At 59.8% G+C, this 13265-nt stretch carries 18 protein-coding genes; 10 read left to right on the forward strand and 8 right to left on the reverse strand.

The window, feature by feature from the left end:
• Positions 1–9 precede the first annotated feature (9 nt).
• Genes mlaD through AC1Q9F_RS08850 form a run of 3 tightly spaced genes read right to left on the reverse strand, consistent with a single transcriptional unit; the run spans position 10 to position 2086 of the window.
• A complete protein-coding gene (mlaD, locus tag AC1Q9F_RS08840; protein WP_007953559.1) occupies positions 10–477 on the reverse strand; it encodes an outer membrane lipid asymmetry maintenance protein MlaD in 468 nt (155 codons plus the stop codon).
• Positions 477–1274 (reverse strand): lipid asymmetry maintenance ABC transporter permease subunit MlaE, encoded by a 798-nt coding sequence (gene mlaE, locus AC1Q9F_RS08845; protein ID WP_007953561.1) that lies wholly within the window; start codon positions 1272–1274, stop codon positions 477–479. The genes mlaD and mlaE overlap by 1 nt, the downstream gene beginning before the upstream one ends.
• The gene (locus AC1Q9F_RS08850) at positions 1274–2086 is read right to left on the reverse strand and encodes an ATP-binding cassette domain-containing protein (protein ID WP_085746930.1); all 813 of its coding nucleotides are present in this window, start codon (positions 2084–2086) and stop codon (positions 1274–1276) included. The genes mlaE and AC1Q9F_RS08850 overlap by 1 nt, the downstream gene beginning before the upstream one ends.
• A 275-nt stretch (positions 2087–2361) precedes the next feature.
• Here AC1Q9F_RS08850 and AC1Q9F_RS08855 point away from each other — a divergent pair, with 275 nt between their 5' ends.
• The 10 genes from AC1Q9F_RS08855 (at position 2362) to AC1Q9F_RS08900 (ending at position 9388) form a co-directional block, all read left to right on the forward strand.
• Entirely contained in the window at positions 2362–3336 is a 975-nt protein-coding gene (locus tag AC1Q9F_RS08855; protein WP_011332477.1) for a KpsF/GutQ family sugar-phosphate isomerase, read from the forward strand.
• A complete protein-coding gene (locus tag AC1Q9F_RS08860; RefSeq protein WP_011332476.1) occupies positions 3337–3861 on the forward strand; it encodes a KdsC family phosphatase in 525 nt (174 codons plus the stop codon).
• Between the two features lie 8 nt (positions 3862–3869).
• A complete protein-coding gene (gene lptC / locus AC1Q9F_RS08865; RefSeq protein ID WP_127796935.1) occupies positions 3870–4442 on the forward strand; it encodes an LPS export ABC transporter periplasmic protein LptC in 573 nt (190 codons plus the stop codon).
• Complete coding sequence (gene lptA / locus AC1Q9F_RS08870; RefSeq protein ID WP_207985039.1) at positions 4429–4974, forward strand: lipopolysaccharide transport periplasmic protein LptA; 546 nt, start codon at positions 4429–4431, stop codon at positions 4972–4974. Before lptC ends, lptA begins: the two co-directional genes overlap by 14 nt.
• Positions 4974–5699 carry an LPS export ABC transporter ATP-binding protein gene (gene lptB, locus AC1Q9F_RS08875; RefSeq protein ID WP_007953572.1) on the forward strand — a complete coding sequence of 242 codons (726 nt, stop codon included), beginning with the start codon at positions 4974–4976 and terminating at the stop codon, positions 5697–5699. The genes lptA and lptB overlap by 1 nt, the downstream gene beginning before the upstream one ends.
• Positions 5700–5885: 186 nt before the next feature.
• The gene (locus AC1Q9F_RS08880) at positions 5886–7379 is read left to right on the forward strand and encodes an RNA polymerase factor sigma-54 (protein ID WP_011332472.1); all 1494 of its coding nucleotides are present in this window, start codon (positions 5886–5888) and stop codon (positions 7377–7379) included.
• A 73-nt stretch (positions 7380–7452) separates the two neighbouring features.
• Entirely contained in the window at positions 7453–7761 is a 309-nt protein-coding gene (gene hpf, locus AC1Q9F_RS08885) for a ribosome hibernation-promoting factor, HPF/YfiA family (protein ID WP_007953578.1), read from the forward strand.
• A gap of 11 nt (positions 7762–7772) precedes the next feature.
• Entirely contained in the window at positions 7773–8237 is a 465-nt protein-coding gene (gene ptsN, locus AC1Q9F_RS08890) for a PTS IIA-like nitrogen regulatory protein PtsN (RefSeq protein WP_007953580.1), read from the forward strand.
• 2 nt (positions 8238–8239) lie between these two features.
• Positions 8240–9097 carry an RNase adapter RapZ gene (gene rapZ, locus AC1Q9F_RS08895; RefSeq protein WP_207985037.1) on the forward strand — a complete coding sequence of 286 codons (858 nt, stop codon included), beginning with the start codon at positions 8240–8242 and terminating at the stop codon, positions 9095–9097.
• 15 nt (positions 9098–9112) lie between these two features.
• On the forward strand, positions 9113–9388 hold the full coding sequence (locus AC1Q9F_RS08900; RefSeq protein ID WP_007953585.1) for an HPr family phosphocarrier protein: 276 nt from the start codon (positions 9113–9115) through the stop codon (positions 9386–9388).
• Positions 9389–9427: 39 nt separating this feature from the next.
• Here AC1Q9F_RS08900 and AC1Q9F_RS08905 read toward each other — a convergent pair whose 3' ends face one another.
• Genes AC1Q9F_RS08905 through AC1Q9F_RS08925 form a run of 5 tightly spaced genes read right to left on the reverse strand, consistent with a single transcriptional unit; the run spans position 9428 to position 13197 of the window.
• Positions 9428–10321, reverse strand: a complete 894-nt coding sequence (locus tag AC1Q9F_RS08905) for a ZIP family metal transporter (protein ID WP_492619529.1) — start codon at positions 10319–10321, stop codon at positions 9428–9430.
• 30 nt (positions 10322–10351) lie between these two features.
• Positions 10352–10963: a superoxide dismutase gene (locus AC1Q9F_RS08910; protein ID WP_207985036.1), complete on the reverse strand. Its 612-nt coding sequence runs from the start codon at positions 10961–10963 to the stop codon at positions 10352–10354.
• Position 10964: 1 nt separating this feature from the next.
• Positions 10965–11405 carry a DUF2753 family protein gene (locus tag AC1Q9F_RS08915; RefSeq protein ID WP_492619528.1) on the reverse strand — a complete coding sequence of 147 codons (441 nt, stop codon included), beginning with the start codon at positions 11403–11405 and terminating at the stop codon, positions 10965–10967.
• Between the two features lie 27 nt (positions 11406–11432).
• Positions 11433–12809 (reverse strand): class II fumarate hydratase, encoded by a 1377-nt coding sequence (locus tag AC1Q9F_RS08920; RefSeq protein WP_492619527.1) that lies wholly within the window; start codon positions 12807–12809, stop codon positions 11433–11435.
• Entirely contained in the window at positions 12790–13197 is a 408-nt protein-coding gene (locus AC1Q9F_RS08925) for a FagA protein (protein ID WP_085711791.1), read from the reverse strand. Before AC1Q9F_RS08925 ends, AC1Q9F_RS08920 begins: the two co-directional genes overlap by 20 nt.
• Positions 13198–13265 lie beyond the last annotated feature (68 nt).

The raw sequence follows: 13265 nt of genomic DNA on the forward strand, positions 1-13265 counted from the left end.
AAAAGCTCCTCATTTGGCGTCTTTGCTAACGGTATTGAGCAGGAATTTACCGATCAGGTCTTCCAGTACCAGAGACGACTGCGTGTCGTGGATGGTTCCACCATCCTTCAGGCGGGTGTCTTCCCCGCCCACGCTGATACCGATGTACTTCTCGCCCAGCAGACCCGCTGTCAGGATAGATGCTGTGGAGTCGGTCGGCAGGTTGTCGACGCTTTTATCCACTTGCAGGGTTACCCGACCGGTGAAGCTGTCGCGGTCCAGATCGATCGCGGTGACCTTGCCGATGGTCACACCCGCCATGGTCACTTTGGCTCTGACCGTCAAACCGGCGATATTGTCGAAATAGGCGTAAAGCTTGTAGGTATCGGTGGTCGAAGTCGGAGACAGGCCACTGACCCGCAGGGCCAGCAGCAACAAGGCCAGGATCCCTGCCAGCAGGAACAGGCCGACACCGATTTCCAGGGTGCGGTTTTGCATCAGAAATCTCCAAACATCAAAGCGGTCAGAATAAAGTCCAGGCCGAGTACTGCCAGCGAGGCGTAAACCACGGTCTTGGTGGTGGCACGGCTGATCCCCTCGGAAGTGGGTTCGCAGTCATAGCCTTGAAATACGGCGATCCAGGTGACGACAAAAGCGAATACTGCACTTTTGATGATGCCGTTGAGCACATCGTCACCGAAGCTCACGCTGTTCTGCATGTTCGACCAGTAGGAACCTTCGTAGACGCCCAGCCAGTCGACGGCGACCCACGAACCGCCCCAGATGCCGACCACGCTGAAGATCATCGCCAGCACCGGCAGGGAAATGAAGCCGGCCCACAGACGCGGAGCGATGATGTACTTGAGCGGGTCGACGCCGATCATTTCCAGGCTGGACAACTGCTCGGTGGATTTCATGTTGCCGATTTCCGCCGTCAGTGCCGAACCGGCACGACCGGCAAACAACAGTGCGGTTACCACCGGCCCCAGCTCACGCAACAGGGTCAGCGCCACCATCTGCCCGACAGCCTGCTCCGAGCCATAGCTCGACAGGATGTTGAAGCCCTGCAGCGCCAGCACCATGCCGATGAAAATCCCGGACACCACGATGATCACCAACGACATCACGCCGACGGAATGCAGCTGCTTGACCAGCAGGCCAAAACCGCCACCGATGCCGCCACGCCCGAGCAAGGCATGAAACAGGAACAGGGTCGAACGCCCGAACACTGCGACGCTGTCGATTCCGGCAAGGCCGAAACGACGCACACGCTCCATTAATGTAATTCTGCGCATCAGCGGCGCTTCCCCAGAAGATCGGCGCGGTAATCCGGCGCTGGAAAGTGATACGGCACCGGGCCGTCGGGTTCACCGGTCATGAACTGGCGGATACGCGGATCATCCGAGTTCATCAGTTCGTCCGGCGTACCCTGCCCCAATACCTGCCCATCACCGACCACATAGATGTAGTCGGCGATGCTCGCGGTTTCGGCGAGGTCGTGGGAGACCACGATGCTGGTGATCCCCAGGGCATCGTTGAGCAGACGGATCAGGCGGACCAGAACGCCCATGGCAATCGGATCCTGGCCGACGAACGGTTCGTCGTACATGAGGATTTGCGGATCGAGAGCAATGGCCCGGGCCAGGGCGACACGGCGCTTCATGCCGCCGGACAGTTCGTCGGGCATCAGTTCGATCGCACCGCGCAAGCCCACCGCCTGCAATTTGAGCAGCACGATGTCGCGGATCATCTCGTCCGGCAGGTCGGTATGAACGCGCAGCGGAAAGGCGACGTTCTCGAACACATCGAGATCGGTGAACAGCGCACCGCTCTGAAACAACACGCCCATGTGCTTGCGCGCATCGAACAGGTCGCTGCGCGACAGCTTCGGCAGGTTCTGGCCGTTGACCCAGACCTCGCCTTTGGATGGCCGCAACTGGGCGCCCATCAGGCGCAGCAGTGTGGTCTTGCCACACCCGGAAGGCCCCATGATGCCGGTGACCTTGCCGCGCGGGATGCGGATATCGACGTTATTGAAAATGCTCCGCGCACCGCGCTTGAAGGAGACTCCCTTCAGCTCGACCGCGTAGGCGTTATCGGCACTCATCTAAACTCCTTGCGATGCAGCCTCTCACTCGGACGCCTGGCTTTCTTGAGAAAGCCCCTACATCCCGGGCAGGCCGAACTGGCGGCGAACTATATCACTGCAATGGGCAAGCGCCCAAGGCCTGCACCGGCCCGCATTCGGCGAGTTGAAGGGCCTGGAGCCTTATTTACAGAGTTTTGGTAACGAGGAATGACAAAGCACGACGAACTTGCGTGAGGCTTTTCAACATAACCGCTATAATCGCCGCCTTTTCATCGGGCTATACGATTTCTGACATGAGCCAAACCAGCGACCTGATTCAATCGGCACAACGCACCATCCGCCTCGAAGTGGAAGCCGTACAAGGCTTGTTGCCCCATATCGACGCCGATTTCGTACGCGCTTGCGAGATGATTCTGGCCAGCAAGGGCCGTGTAGTGGTGGTCGGCATGGGCAAGTCCGGGCACATCGGCAACAAGATTGCCGCGACCCTGGCGAGCACCGGCACCCCGGCATTTTTCGTGCACCCGGCCGAGGCCAGCCACGGCGACATGGGCATGATCACCCGTGACGACGTGATTCTGGCCCTTTCGAACTCCGGCTCCACCAACGAAATCGTTACCCTGCTGCCACTGATCAAGCGCCTGGGCATCCAGCTGATCAGCGTCACCGGCAACCCGCAATCGCCGCTGGCCAAGGCCGCCGAGGTCAATCTCAACGTTCACGTCGAGCACGAAGCCTGCCCGCTGAACCTGGCGCCGACCTCCTCGACCACCGCAGCTCTGGTCATGGGCGACGCGCTGGCCGTGGCGCTGCTGGAAGCGCGCGGCTTCACGGCCGAAGACTTTGCCTTTTCCCACCCGGGCGGCGCACTGGGCCGACGCCTGCTGCTGAAAGTGGAAAATGTCATGCACGCCGGTCAGGAGCTGCCGCAGGTACAGCGAGGCACCCTGCTCAAGGACGCATTGATGGAAATGACTCGCAAGGGTCTGGGCATGACCGTCATTCTTGAAGCCGACGGCAAACTGGCCGGGATCTTCACCGACGGCGACCTGCGCCGCACCCTGGATCGCAGCATTGATATCCACAGCGCGACCATCGACCAGGTGATGACCGTGCACGGCAAGACCGCCCGCGCCGAGATGCTCGCCGCCGAAGCCCTGAAAATCATGGAAGACCACCGAATCAACGCGCTGGTTGTCGTGGATGAGGAGGATCGCCCGATCGGCGCCTTCAACCTCTCCGATCTGCTGCGCGCAGGAGTGATGTAAATGAGCACCGATCTGCTGCAACGCGGCAAAGCCATCAAACTGGCGGTTTTCGACGTCGACGGCGTCCTCACCGACGGGCGCCTGTACTTCCTTGAAGACGGCAGCGAGTTCAAGACTTTCAATACACTCGATGGCCAGGGCATCAAGATGCTGATGAACGCTGGCGTACAGACCGCCATCATCAGCGGTCGCAAGACCCCGGTGGTCGAACGTCGGGCAAAGAACCTGGGGATCCCGCACCTGTTTCAGGGGCGCGAAGACAAACTGGTCGTTCTCGACGGTCTTCTGGAGCAACTGGGCCTAAGCTATGAACAAGTGGCCTATCTCGGTGACGATCTGCCCGACCTGCCGGTGATCCGCCGCGTGGGGCTGGGCATGGCCGTGGCCAACGCCGCTGCCTTCGTGCGCGAACACGCTCACGGCGTTACCCAGGCCCGTGGCGGCGAAGGTGCCGCCCGCGAATTCTGCGAACTGATCCTGCGCGCCCAAGGCAGCCTCGACGCCGCCAACAACGCGTACCTGTGAGTCCAACCATGTTTAGCAAAAAGTTTCGCAACATCCTGCTGTTCGGTTGCATCGCAGCGATATTCGGTGCGGTGGGCTACTGGAATATCAGCCCGGAACGCTTCCTCGACAAACCGCCGGTCTCGGCAGAAGAAAGCCCGATCGACTGGTATGCGACCAATACACACACGATCCAGTACCTCGAAGACGGCAAAGTGCAGTACGAAATGACGTCCGAGAAGGCCGAGCACGTCAAGGTGACCGACATTACACTGGTCACCAAGCCTGATCTGAACATGTTCCGTGGCACCGATTTCCCGTGGCACGTGACCAGTGAGCGGGGCGAAGTGAATTCCGGTGGCACCGAGGTCGAGCTGATCGACTCGGTACGCGTCAAGCGCACCGACGAAAAGAACCGCGACACCCTGATCACCTCCACTCGCATGACGGTGTTTCCGCAGCAGCAATATGCGCAGACCCAGCAACCCGTTAGAATCGACGGCGCTGGCGGTGTATCGACTGGCGTAGGAATGAAAGCGTATTTGAAGGAAAGCAGGATACACCTGCTATCGAACGTAAGAGGACAGTATGAGGCTCGTTAAAACCCTCCCTATTTTGCTCAGTCTGGGCGCAGCACTGGGAAGCGTGAGCGCCTGGGCTCTGCCGAACGATCAAGAGCAGCCAATCCGCATTCAGGCCGACGATGCCCAGCTGGACGACAAGAATGGCGTTGCCACCTATAAAGGTGACGTGATCATCACCCAAGGTTCGATGATCGTCAAAGGCAACACCGTGACCATGACCCGTGCGCCGAACGGCGACATCGACGTCGTGACGTCGGTGGGCAACCTCGCTTATTTCGAACAGTTGCAGACTGCCGGCGACGCCAAACCTGTCCAGGGCTACGGCGTGACCATTCAGTACCACGCGCAGCAGAACCGCGTTGTGCTGATCGACAAGGCCAAGGTCATCGACAAGGACAACAACGTCACTCAAGGCGAAAAAATCGTCTATGACACGGTGAAGAAACTGGCCAGCGCCGGTCGAGCCACTGGCAGCAAGGTTACCGAAGCGCGTCCGCGTATCGACATGGTGATCCAGCCGAAGAAGAAAACCGACGAGAAAACCCAGTAATGGCAACTCTGAAAGCTCAGCACCTGGCCAAGGCCTATAAAAGCCGCCAGGTCGTGCGCGACGTCAGCCTGTCGATCGACAGCGGTCAGATCGTCGGCCTGCTCGGCCCCAACGGCGCCGGCAAGACCACCTGCTTCTACATGATCGTCGGCCTGGTCCAGGCCGATCAGGGTCGCGTACTGATCGACGATCTGGACGTCAGCCACCAGCCGATGCATGGTCGCGCCAAGGCCGGTATCGGCTATCTGCCGCAAGAAGCGTCGATCTTCCGCAAACTGTCGGTGGCCGACAACATCATGGCCATCCTCGAAACCCGTCAGGAACTCGACAAGGCCGGTCGTCGCAAGGAGCTGGAGAGCCTGCTGCAGGAATTCCACATCAGCCATATCCGCGACAACCTCGGCATGAGCCTGTCCGGTGGTGAGCGCCGCCGCGTGGAGATCGCCCGCGCACTGGCCACGGCACCGAAGTTCATCCTGCTCGACGAACCGTTCGCCGGTGTCGACCCGATCTCGGTCGGCGACATCAAACAGATCATCCATCACCTCAAGGCCAAGGGCATTGGTGTACTGATCACCGACCACAACGTCCGTGAGACGCTGGATATCTGCGAAACCGCTTACATCGTCAACGACGGCCAGTTGATCGCCGAAGGCGACTCCGCGACCATCCTCGCCAACGATCTGGTGAAGGAAGTCTATCTGGGTCACGAGTTCCGCCTGTAAGCGCGACAGCATTCGACCAGCCGTCCGGGTGCTGTAACGTTGAAGCGCCTTTTTATACGCTTTTATTGTTACAGCGCTCTAGGCAAACACGACAGTTTCAGGCATATAATTTGCTTAAGTTTGGCGCTCCGGCGCCCTGTAGTGGATGGCGCATAGCGCCGGCGAATAAGGTGTTAAGCCCCTGCCATGAAACCATCGCTAGTCTTGAGAATGGGCCAGCAGCTGACGATGACACCGCAGCTGCAACAGGCCATCCGCCTGCTCCAATTGTCGACCCTGGATCTGCAACAGGAAATCCAGGAGGCTCTGGAATCCAATCCGATGCTCGAACGCCAGGAAGACGGCGACGACTTCGACAACTCCGATCCCATGGCCGACAACGCCGAACAGAAGCCCAACACCGAGATCCAGGAACCCTCCTATCAGGAGACCGCGCCGACAGTCGACAACCTCGAAGACGGCGAATGGAACGAGCGAATCCCCAACGAACTGCCCGTCGACACCGCCTGGGAAGACGTCTACCAGACCAGCGCCAGCAGCCTGCCGAGCAGCGACGATGACGAGTGGGACTTCACCACCCGCACCTCCGCCGGCGAGAGCCTGCAAAGCCACCTGCTGTGGCAGTTGAACCTGGCACCGATGTCCGACACCGATCGCCTGATCGCCGTTACCCTGATCGATTGCATCAACAATCAGGGTTACCTCGACGAAACCCTCGAAGAAATCCTCGACGCCTTCGATCCGGAACTCGACATCGAGCTGGACGAGATCGAAGCCGTCCTGCACCGCATCCAGCAATTCGAACCGGCCGGCATCGGCGCACGCAATCTGGGCGAATGCCTGCTGCTGCAATTGCGCCAGCTGTCGGCCAAGACCCCTTGGCTGGCCGAGGCCAAGCGTCTGGTCACCGATTACATCGATTTGCTCGGCAGCCGCGACTACAGCCAGCTGATGCGGCGCATGAAACTCAAGGAAGACGAGCTGCGCCAGGTCATCGAACTGGTGCAGAGCCTCAACCCGCGCCCGGGCTCGCAGATCGAATCCACCGAAGCCGAGTACGTGGTGCCTGACGTCATCGTGCGCAAGGACAACGAACGCTGGCTGGTCGAGCTGAACCAGGAGTCGGTGCCGCGCCTGCGGGTCAACGCCCAGTACGCAGGCTTCGTGCGCCGCGCCGACACCAGCGCCGACAACACCTTCATGCGCAATCAGTTGCAGGAAGCCCGCTGGTTCATCAAGAGCCTGCAGAGCCGCAACGAAACCCTGATGAAAGTGGCCACCCAGATCGTCGAGCACCAGCGCGGCTTTCTGGAATACGGCGACGAAGCCATGAAGCCGCTGGTGCTGCATGACATCGCTGAAGCAGTAGGCATGCACGAGTCGACGATTTCCCGGGTGACCACGCAGAAATTCATGCATACCCCACGGGGCATATATGAACTGAAATACTTTTTCTCCAGCCATGTGAGCACCTCCGAAGGCGGTGAATGCTCGTCCACGGCGATCCGCGCGATCATCAAGAAACTGGTTGCCGCGGAAAATCAGAAAAAGCCGTTGAGTGACAGCAAGATCGCTGGTTTACTGGAGGCACAAGGCATTCAGGTGGCTCGCCGCACCGTCGCCAAGTACCGCGAATCCCTCGGGATCGCGCCTTCGAGCGAACGCAAGCGGTTGATGTAAGCCACGTTACAGCGTTCCAGTGGCAGGCTCTTCGGCCTGCCGCTTTATGCACTGGCAACGAAGGAGAAGCTGTATGCAAGTCAACATCAGTGGACACCAACTGGAAGTTACCCAACCTCTCCGTGAATACGTTGAGCAAAAGCTCAAGAGGCTTGAGGGACATTTCGACAAGATCACCAACGTGCAAGTCACGATGTGCGTCGAAAAGCTGAAGCAGAAAATCGAAGCCACGCTGCATATTCCCGGCAACGAGGTCGTCGCAAACGCGGAACATACCGATATGTACGCTGCGATCGACGCGCTGACCGACAAGCTTGATAAACAACTCAAAAAGCATAAGGAAAAGACCCAGAGCCTGCTCCAGGGCGCTACCGGTCGATAACCCCCACCCCCATGATCCGACTTGAAAGTATCCTGACCCCCGGCCGTTCCCTGGTGAACGTGCCGGGCGGCAGTAAAAAGAAAGCCCTCGAACAAATTGCCAACCTGATCGCCCGGGAAGTCCCGGATCTGGAGATGCAAGATGTCTTCGAGGCATTGATTGCTCGTGAAAAACTGGGTTCCACCGGTTTTGGCAACGGCATCGCCATTCCTCACTGCCGCCTCAAGGGTTGCGAAGCGCCAATCAGTGCGCTGATGCACCTTGACGCTCCTATCGATTTCGACGCTATCGACGGCGCGCCTGTGGACCTGCTGTTCGTCCTTCTGGTGCCGGAAGCCGCCACCGACGCGCACCTGGAACTGTTACGCCAGATCGCCAGCATGCTCGACCGCAAAGACGTGCGCGACAGACTGCGCAGCGCGCCAAGCAACGAAGCGTTGTACCAGGTTGTACTGGAAGAACAGAACAGGCCGTAACCATGCGCTTGATCATTGTCAGTGGCCGTTCCGGCTCGGGTAAAAGTACCGCCCTGGATGTCCTTGAGGACAACGGCTACTACTGCATTGACAACCTGCCGGCCGGTTTGCTGCCAGATCTCGCCGAGCGCGCGCTGGTCCACACCGAAATGCTCCAGCCGCTGGTTGCCGTCTCGATCGATGCGCGCAACCTGCCGAGCCACCTGTCGCGGTTTCCCGAGCTGCTTGAGGAAGTCCGCAGCCGGCATATCCAGTGCGATGTCCTGTACCTGGACGCCGATGACGAAACGTTGCTCAAACGTTTTTCGGAAACCCGTCGTCGTCACCCGCTCAGCAATGCCAACCGCTCGCTGGCCGAAGCCATCAACGACGAAACCGCCCTGCTGGGCCCGATCGCCGACCTGGCCGACCTGAAGGTCAACACCACCAATCTGAACCTCTACCAACTGCGCGATACCATCAAGCTGCGACTGCTGAACCAGCCGGAGCCGGGCACCGCGTTTCTGGTGGAGTCGTTCGGTTTCAAACGCGGCATGCCGGTGGATGCGGATCTGGTGTTCGATGTACGCTGCCTGCCCAATCCGTACTGGAAACCGGAGTTACGTGCGCAATCCGGGCTCGATGAGCCTGTGGCCGAATACCTGGCAGCGCAGCCGGAAGTCGAAGAGATGTTCCAGGACATCTATGCCTATCTGTTCAAATGGCTGCCGCGCTTTGCTGCCAGCAATCGTGCCTACGTGACCATTGCCATTGGCTGTACCGGCGGACATCACCGTTCTGTCTACCTGACCGAACGCCTGGGTCAGGCCTTGCAAAAAACCCTGAAAAACGTCCAGGTCCGCCACCGCGACCTCAGCTAAAGGATTCACACCGCGATGCCTGCTCGTGAAATCGAAATCATCAACAAGCTGGGCCTGCACGCCCGCGCATCGGCAAAGTTCGTCGGAGTGGCGGGCCAGTTTCCCGATTGCACGATCAGAGTGGGCCGCACCCCGGAAACCACGGTTGACGGTAAAAGCATCATGGCAATGATGATGCTCGCTGCGGGCAAGGGCACCAAAATCCACCTGAGTACCGATGGCCACCAGGAACAGGAAGCCATGGACGCGCTGGTGACACTGATCAACAACTACTTCGACGAAGGTGGTTGAAAACGTTTGAGGCGAGGGAGTCAGCTCCCTCCTCCCGGTTCATCCCAACGCAGTATCCATCACCATCATCAGACAGAAGCCGATCAACAACCCCAGGCTTGCCAGCTTCTCGTGACCATTGCGTCGCGATTCCGGGATGACCTCATGAGTCACCACCAGCAACATGGCACCCGCCGCCAACGCCAATCCCAAAGGCAGCAACAACTCGGCAAGACTGACCAGCCACGCGCAGAGCAGCGCGAACACCGGTTCGACCAGACCTGACGCTGCACCAATCAAAAACGCCTTGACCCGCGACATCCCGGCACCGGCCAGTACCAGTGCAATCACCAGCCCTTCCGGCACATCCTGCAAGGCAATGCCCATTGCCAGGCTGTCTGCGTCCGGCATACCACCGCCGGCCGATACTCCGACCGCCATGCCTTCCGGGATGTTATGGGCAATGATGGCGAACACGAACAACCAGATCCGCGGCGGAATGACCGGATGCTTGACGGTACCGATGAGCATTTCCGGCGAAGCGCCCGACACCCGGCGATCAACCAGATACAGGCCGAAAGCTCCGAGCATGATGCCGAAGCAGATCAGGCCGCTGGCGCCCCATGGGCTCAGGCCCAGACTTTCGGCGGCGGCAATTCCCGGCACGATCAGCGAAAACGCAGTTGCTGCCAGCATCACACCGGCGCCAAAACCCAGCAGCGTATCGCCCAACGCCTGGGGCATATTGCGAATCACCAGCACCGGAACGGCTCCCAGTGCGGTGCCGAGGGCGCAGATCGCGCCGCCCTGCAATGCCCGGGACAATCTCGGCTCCAGATTCAGCCATTCCAGTCCGTGGGCAACCAGCAAGGTCATGCCCGCCAACAGCAATAGCGATCCAATTGCGTAACGAAACATACGCCCACTTCCGATCGCCAGTGTTTCAGTGCCCATAGTCAGCCTTGGATTGTTTTTATAGGAGACTTAAACCAGTGCGGCCTGATAGCGCGCAGCGACTTCCGGCCAGTTGATCACGTTGTAGAACGCGCTGATGTATTCCGGCCGACGGTTCTGATAACGCAGATAGTAGGCGTGCTCCCACACGTCGAGGCCGAGAATCGGCGTATTGCCGTTCATCAGCGGGCTGTCCTGGTTACCGCTGCTTTCCACCACCAGCTTCTTGTCCGGCGTCACGCTGAGCCACGCCCAACCACTGCCGAAGCGGGTCAGCGCGGCTTTGGTGAAGGCTTCCTTGAAGCTGTCGAGGCCACCCAGTTGCTCATCGATCGCCTTGGCCAGCGCGCCGTCCGGCTTGCCGCCACCGCCGGGCACCATCACTTCCCAGAACAACGAATGGTTGGCGTGACCGCCGCCCTGGTTGATCACCGCCGCGCGGAGCTTTTCCGGCAACTGCTGGACGCTGGCGACCAGTTTCTCCACCGGCCACTCCGCGAACTCGGTGCCCTCGACCGCAGCGTTCAAGTTATTGATGTAGGTCTGGTGATGCTTGGTGTAATGGATCTCCATGGTTTGCGCATCGATGTGCGGCTCCAGTGCGTCGTAGGCGTAAGGCAAGGCTGGCAGGGTAAAAGCCATTTCAATGGACTCCATGGTGCTGTGGGGCAGGCGCGCGGCGCGCATTGCCGGTATCTGGGTGCAGCAAACGCTGGGTGCGCGGGTATTCGCCGTGTTCGCTGATGAAATTGAGCAGCTCGACGTAGGTTTTGCTGCTCTGGCGCAGCGCTGCTTCACGCAGCGCCGGGCGCAGGCGCTCGTCCTGCATGGTCTGCAACAGCCGTTGATGGATCGCACAGAGATATTCGGCGCTCTCCTCCGGCTGATTCAGGCGCAAATGCAGATCGGCCAGGTTGTGGTGGGAGATGACGCAGGCCGCCACCGCTTCGTCGGCGTCGGCCCAGCGCTCGAACAACACCTGCGCCAAGGCCAATGCTTGCAGGTAGGCCTCGCGGGCATCAATCAGCTCGCCCAGCATGAAGCAGCGATTGGCCCGTTCGATCGTGCGTTTCCAGTGCTCCATGGTGAACCTCCAAAGCGGTTGCAGTGCTTACACGCCGCCGGCGGTGAGTTTCTCGGGATTGAGCAACTCTTCCAGCTGGCTGCGCGACAGGTCGGTGTGTTCCAGCGCGACGTCGATCACCGGGCGACCCTGTTTGTAGGCCTGCTTGGCGATCTCGGCGGCTTTCTGGTAACCGATGATCGGATTGAGCGCGGTGACCAGAATCGGATTGCGCGACAGCGCTTCCTTGAGGCGTGACTCGTTGACCTTGAAGCTGGCGATGGCCTTGTCAGCCAGCAAACGGCTGGAGTTGGCCAGCAACTCGATGCTGCTCAGCAGGTTCTGGGCGATGATCGGCAGCATCACGTTCAGTTCGAAATTGCCCGACTGACCGGCGATGGTGATCACCGAATCGTTGCCGATCACTTGCGCGGCCACCATGGCGGTGGCTTCCGGGATCACCGGATTGACCTTGCCCGGCATGATCGAAGAGCCCGGTTGCAGGCCTTCCAGTTCGATTTCACCGAGACCGGCGAGCGGGCCGGAGTTCATCCAGCGCAGGTCGTTGGCGATTTTCATCAACGACACGGCGGTGGCCTTGAGCTGGCCCGACACGGCCACGGCTGTGTCTTGCGAGCCGATCAGCGCGAACAGATCCTTGCCCGGGGTGAATTGCACGTTGGTCAATTGACTCAACTGGCGGCTGAATCGCGCGGCGAATTCCGGATGCGCATTGATCCCGGTGCCGACCGCCGTACCGCCCTGGGCCAGAGATTGCAGGCTTGGCAGCAAGTCCTGCAGGTGACCGACGTTGGCCTTGAGCTGCTGCGCCCAACCGTTGAGCACCTGACTCATGCGCACCGGCATGGCGTCCATCAAGTGAGTGCGGCCGGTTTTGACGTGGTGATGCACTTGGTCGGACTTGCGTTCGATCACTTGCACCAGATGCAACAGCGCCGGCAGCAACTGTTCGTGCAGGGCCAGTGCCGCACTGACGTGGATGGTGGTCGGGATGATGTCGTTGCTGCTCTGCCCGCAGTTGACGTGATCGTTGGCGTTCACCGACTCTTCGAGCAGACGGCTGGCCAGGGTGGCAATCACTTCGTTGGCGTTCATGTTGGAGCTGGTGCCTGAACCGGTCTGGAAGATATCCACCGGGAAATGCTGCATGAAGTCGCCTTCCAGCAGCCCTTGGGCGGCATCGCTGATGGCTTTGCCTTGAGCGGCGCTGAGCTGGTTGAGTTCGACGTTGGCGCGCGCGGCAGCGGCTTTGGCCAGAATCAGGGCGCGGATGAACTGGGTCGGCATCGGTTTGCCGCTGATCGGGAAATTATCCACTGCGCGCTGGGTCTGCGCGCCGTAGAGAGCGTCCACCGGCACCTGCAGTTCGCCCATGCTGTCGCGCTCAATACGTGTCTTGGTCATCTGAAAATCCTTGCACCAGTTCAATAAGAGGAATCGAGGGTTGCAACTCGCAGGTGGCGAGCTGCCAGGTGTAGCTTTGCCAACGTTTGAGCCGGCACTTGCACAGTGACAGGCGCTCCATTTCACGCAGCGGTCGCCAGGCTTGATCGAGACAGAGGCTGCGCCAGTGCCACGGCAACGCAATGTCGGTGGCCGTGTCGAGCAGCAGACGGAAAGAGGTTTCAGCGACCGTCCAGGGCGAGGTCGCCGTGCAGCAGGCCAGATATCGGCCTTCGGCCAGGTAGTGCTCGATCAGGCGCGGTTCGTCGGGATCCATTGCGCAACGGATCTGGCGACTCATCCAGCGCCAGCTTTCGAGGTACGGCTGCTCGTGCAAGGCAGAACTCATGATCCTGGGCTCATCCGATAATGAGATTTATTATTAGATGATAATGAGAACCAAAACAAGAGCAGCTT

The organism is Pseudomonas sp. GW823-FHT04A03 (assembly GCF_058796615.1).